5 protein-coding genes are annotated in these 5,037 nt (G+C 58.6%); 3 read left to right on the forward strand and 2 right to left on the reverse strand.

From position 1 onward, the window contains the following. Positions 1-109: 109 nt before the first annotated feature. Both ACW9JC_RS28625 and ybaK read right to left on the reverse strand, forming a co-directional pair. Positions 110-892: a PhzF family phenazine biosynthesis protein gene (locus tag ACW9JC_RS28625; RefSeq protein ID WP_457459238.1), complete on the reverse strand. Its 783-nt coding sequence runs from the start codon at positions 890-892 to the stop codon at positions 110-112. Between the two features lie 20 nt (positions 893-912). Continuing rightward, positions 913-1,383 (reverse strand): Cys-tRNA(Pro) deacylase, encoded by a 471-nt coding sequence (gene ybaK / locus ACW9JC_RS28630; RefSeq protein WP_457459240.1) that lies wholly within the window; start codon positions 1,381-1,383, stop codon positions 913-915. 340 nt (positions 1,384-1,723) lie between these two features. Here ybaK and ACW9JC_RS28635 point away from each other — a divergent pair, with 340 nt between their 5' ends. From ACW9JC_RS28635 to ACW9JC_RS28645, 3 genes are all read left to right on the forward strand, one after another. Then, on the forward strand, positions 1,724-2,575 hold the full coding sequence (locus ACW9JC_RS28635; RefSeq protein ID WP_457459242.1) for an MIP/aquaporin family protein: 852 nt from the start codon (positions 1,724-1,726) through the stop codon (positions 2,573-2,575). 75 nt (positions 2,576-2,650) lie between these two features. Beyond that, the gene (gene glpK, locus ACW9JC_RS28640; RefSeq protein WP_338582807.1) at positions 2,651-4,156 is read left to right on the forward strand and encodes a glycerol kinase GlpK; all 1,506 of its coding nucleotides are present in this window, start codon (positions 2,651-2,653) and stop codon (positions 4,154-4,156) included. A 95-nt stretch (positions 4,157-4,251) separates the two neighbouring features. Next, positions 4,252-5,007, forward strand: a complete 756-nt coding sequence (locus ACW9JC_RS28645) for a DeoR/GlpR family transcriptional regulator (protein ID WP_007971301.1) — start codon at positions 4,252-4,254, stop codon at positions 5,005-5,007. Positions 5,008-5,037: the final 30 nt, after the last annotated feature.

Below are 5,037 nucleotides of genomic sequence, written 5' to 3' on the forward strand. Positions count from 1 at the left end.
GCCAGCCCTACGACCCGAAACTTGCGCTTGCCCGGTGAGGTTCAAGACGGTATCTACAGGTGTACACGAACCATGTAGGAGCTGCCGAAGGCTGCGATTTTTTTTGCTTTCAACCCAACATCAGCGTGCCACTGGCCACCAGCGTCGCATTCCCGCCTATCTTCACCCGATCCCCTTCCAGCCGGCAGAACAACTCCCCACCTCGCGCAGAACACTGATAAGCCGTCAGACTCGACTTGCCCAGACGTCTTGACCAATACGGAATCAGGCTGCAATGAGTCGATCCGGTCACCGGGTCTTCATTGATGCCAATCGCCGGTGCGAAATAGCGCGAGACGAAATCGTGTTTATTGCCCCGCGCGGTCACGATGGCGCCCAACCATGGCAGTTTCGCCAGGGCGACCATGTCCGGTTTGCAGTCGAGCACGGCCTGCTCGGACTCCAGCACCACGAACAACTCGTTCGAACCCAGCACATCGACCGCTTCCACGCCAAGCGCACGCTCGACGTCCAGGGTCACGCCCACTTCCGAAGGGATGATCGACGGGAAATCCAGCCACAAACGCCCACCCTCACGACTCACGCTCAGCGGGCCGGACTTGCAAGTGAAGTCCAGGCGCTCAACGGGTTCTTTGTAGATTTCAAACAAAACGTAAGCGCTGGCCAGGGTCGCGTGACCACACAATGGCACCTCGGTGGTCGGGGTAAACCAGCGAATGTGCCAGCCCTGCCCTTCACGCACCACGAAAGCGGTTTCGGCGAGGTTGTGTTCCGCGGCGATCTTTTGCATCAACTCATCGGCGAGCCATGCATCCAGTCGATAAACCATCGCCGGATTGCCACTGAAGGGTCGATCACTGAACGCATCGACCTGATGAAACTCAAGCTGCATGAGACTTCTCCTTTATAAGCTCAAGCGCGGCCGATATCGGCGAACGTTGCCTGGGTATGTTCAGCCAGCACGGCGGGCGCCAGTTCGACTTCCAGGCCACGGCGCCCCGCGCTGACATAAATGCTCGCAAAGGGCTGGGCCGAATTGTCAATAAAGGTGCGCAAGCGCTTCTTCTGCCCCAACGGACTGATGCCACCCAACAGATAACCGGTGGAACGCTGGGCCGCCGCCGGGTCGGCCATTTCGACTTTCTTCACCCCGGCCGCATGGGCCAGTGCTTTCAAATCGAGAGTCCCGCCAACCGGCACCACTGCCACCAGCAATTCACCTTTTTCACTGGCCGCCAACAAGGTCTTGAACACTTGCGCCGGGTCCAATCCGAGCTTTTCCGCCGCTTCCAGCCCGTAGGACGCAGCCTTCGGGTCGTGTTCATAACTGTGCACACGGTGTTCGGCCCGAACCTTTTTCAGCAAATCCAATGCGGGTGTCATGACAGCTCCAGACTTGGCGGCAGTAGAAAAAATCCTGCGCCGGATTCTAGGACATTGATCCGCAAAAGGCTCTATCCCGGCGCCGTTTGGACAGGCCGCCCACCGTCGCCAGTCACGATCATTCACCGGACTAATAGTTTGTTTGTGACCAATGGTTCACTTTCGACCTTTGACAGCCGTGTTTCTTGTCTATATTTTTTCGTTTCTGAAACTGTACGAAAAGTCTTACCGCAGTGCCCTGCTGTAAACCGGGAACAGGATGGGGATCCTGCCTTGGTGAAAAACGCGCTTTGACCACAATGGAATGAAAGCGCCAGACAAGAAAAAAAATGAGGTTTCAATGACAACTGCTTTACAACAACCGTCGCTCTCGAGCCAATGCATGGCCGAGTTTCTGGGTACTGCACTTCTGATCTTTTTTGGTACAGGTTGCGTTGCCGCGCTCAAGGTCGCGGGTGCCAGCTTTGGCTTGTGGGAAATCAGCATCATCTGGGGCGTCGGCGTGAGCATGGCGATCTACCTGACCGCAGGCGTTTCCGGGGCTCATCTCAACCCTGCAGTGAGCATCGCGCTGAGCATTTTTGCCGACTTCGAAAAGCGCAAACTGCCCTTCTACATTTTTGCCCAGGTGGCTGGCGCCTTTTGCGGCGCTCTGTTGGTGTACACGCTGTACAGCAACCTGTTCTTCGATTTCGAACAAACCCACCACATGGTTCGCGGCACCGAAGCCAGCCTGGAATTGGCGTCGGTGTTCTCCACTTTCCCCAACCCGAGCCTGTCCACGGCACAAGCATTCCTCGTCGAAGTCATCATCACCGCCATTTTGATGGGCGTGATCATGTCGCTGACCGACGACAACAATGGCCTGCCCAACGGCCCGCTGGCACCGATCCTGATCGGCCTGCTGATTGCGGTGATCGGCAGTTCGATGGGGCCATTGACCGGTTTCGCGATGAATCCTGCCCGTGACTTCGGCCCTAAGCTGATGACCTTTTTCGCCGGCTGGGGTGAGATTTCCCTCACCGGCGCGCGCGATATTCCGTACTTCCTGATTCCGGTTTTCGCACCGATAGTCGGCGCCTGCCTCGGTGCAGCGGCCTACCGCGGAATCATCGCCCGTCATCTGCCGAACGCCGTACCTGCTACAAAGGACACATCAACGGCCATTGACGGCAAACCGAGAATTTCTTGATACCGTTGGCGCATGATCCTGCCGAAAAGATCGCGCGCCAGACCTCACTCCCTTATTTCGTCCAAGGCAATCGACATGACCGACACTCAGAATAAGAACTACATCATTGCCCTCGATCAGGGTACGACCAGCTCCCGCGCGATCATTTTCGACCGCGACGCCAACGTGGTCTGCACCGCTCAACGGGAGTTCGCGCAGCATTACCCGCAAGCCGGCTGGGTCGAACATGACCCGATGGAAATCTTCGCCACCCAGAGCGCGGTGATGGTCGAGGCCCTGGCGCAAGCCGGCCTGCATCACGATCAGGTCGCGGCCATCGGCATCACCAACCAGCGTGAAACCACCGTGGTCTGGGACAAGAACACCGGCCGACCGATCTACAACGCGATTGTCTGGCAGTGCCGCCGCAGCACCGAGATCTGCCAACAGCTCAAGCGCGATGGCCACGAGCAATACATCAGCGACACCACAGGCCTGGTCACCGACCCGTACTTCTCCGGCACCAAGCTCAAGTGGATTCTCGACAACGTCGAAGGCAGCCGCGAACGCGCGCGCAACGGCGAACTGCTGTTCGGCACCGTCGACAGCTGGCTGATCTGGAAATTTACCGGCGGCAAGGTGCACGTCACCGACTACACCAACGCCTCGCGCACGATGCTCTTCAACATCCACACCCTGGAGTGGGACGCGAAGATGCTGGAGGTGCTGGATATCCCCCGCGAAATGCTCCCGGAAGTGAAGTCGTCGTCGGAGATTTATGGCCGTACCAAAAGCGGCATTGCCATCGGCGGCATCGCTGGCGACCAGCAAGCCGCGTTGTTCGGTCAGATGTGCGTTGAAGCCGGTCAGGCGAAAAACACCTACGGCACCGGTTGCTTCCTGTTGATGAACACTGGCGACAAAGCCGTGAAATCCAAACACGGCATGCTCACCACCATCGCCTGCGGCCCACGCGGCGAAGTGGCCTACGCACTGGAAGGTGCGGTGTTCAACGGTGGCTCCACCGTGCAATGGCTGCGTGACGAGTTGAAGATCATCAACGACGCCCACGACACCGAATACTTCGCCAACAAGGTCAAGGACAGCAACGGCGTGTACCTGGTGCCCGCCTTCACCGGCCTCGGCGCGCCGTATTGGGACCCGTACGCCCGTGGCGCATTGTTCGGCCTGACCCGCGGTGTTCGTGTGGACCACATCATCCGTGCCGCGCTTGAGTCGATCGCCTACCAGACCCGCGACGTGCTCGACGCCATGCAACAGGACGCCGGCGAACGCCTGAAAGCCCTGCGCGTGGATGGCGGTGCGGTGGCGAACAACTTCCTCATGCAGTTCCAGGCCGACATCCTTGGCACTCAGGTCGAGCGCCCGCAAATGCGCGAAACCACGGCGCTGGGCGCGGCTTACCTGGCGGGCCTGGCCTGCGGTTTCTGGGGTAGCCTGGAAGAGTTGCGTGGCAAAGCCGTCATCGAACGCAAGTTCGAACCGACCCTGGACGAAACCGCCAAGGAAAAACTTTACGCCGGCTGGAAAAAAGCCGTCAGCCGCACTCGCGATTGGGCGTCTGAAGACGAGGCTGAATAAGCCCACTTGCAGACTGGTATCAGCTTGTAACTGGTAGGGAGCAGATTCCTGCGGCATCATGGGCAAATTTTGCACGGCAGCCCAAAGGACGCCCCATGAATCTGCCTCCCCGTCAGCAGCAAATCCTCGAGCTTGTCCGCGAACGCGGCTATGTCAGCATCGAGGAAATGGCCACGCTGTTCGTTGTTACCCCGCAAACCATCCGCCGCGATATCAATCAGCTCGCGGAAGCCAATTTACTGCGTCGCTATCACGGCGGCGCGGCTTACGATTCCAGTGTTGAAAACACCGCCTACGCCATGCGCGCCGACCAGATGCGCGATGAGAAGCAGCGGATCGGCGAAGCCATTGCCGCGCAGATCCCCGATCACGCCTCGCTGTTCATCAACATCGGCACCACCACCGAATCCATCGCCCGCGCGCTGCTCAATCACAGCCATCTGAAGATCATCACCAACAACCTGCACGTAGCTTCGATGCTCAGCGCCAAGGACGATTTCGACGTGCTGCTGACTGGCGGCAATGTGCGCCGCGACGGTGGTGTAGTCGGTCAGGCCAGCGTCGATTTCATCAACCAGTTCAAGGTCGATTTTGCTCTGGTCGGCATCAGCGGCATTGATGAAGACGGCAGCCTGCTGGATTTCGATTATCAGGAAGTTCGGGTATCCCAGGCGATCATCGCCAACGCCCGACAGGTGATCCTCGCCGCCGACTCCAGCAAATTCGGGCGCAATGCCATGATTCGCCTGGGGCCGATCAGCCTGGTCGATTGTCTGGTTACTGACCAGCAACCGTCGCCGGCGCTGGCGCAGTTGTTGAACCAGCATAAGGTTCGGCTGGAGGTTGTTTAACAACCTGTAGGAGCACGGCTTGCCGGCGAT

The organism is Pseudomonas sp. SDO5591_S426 (genome assembly GCF_054070755.1).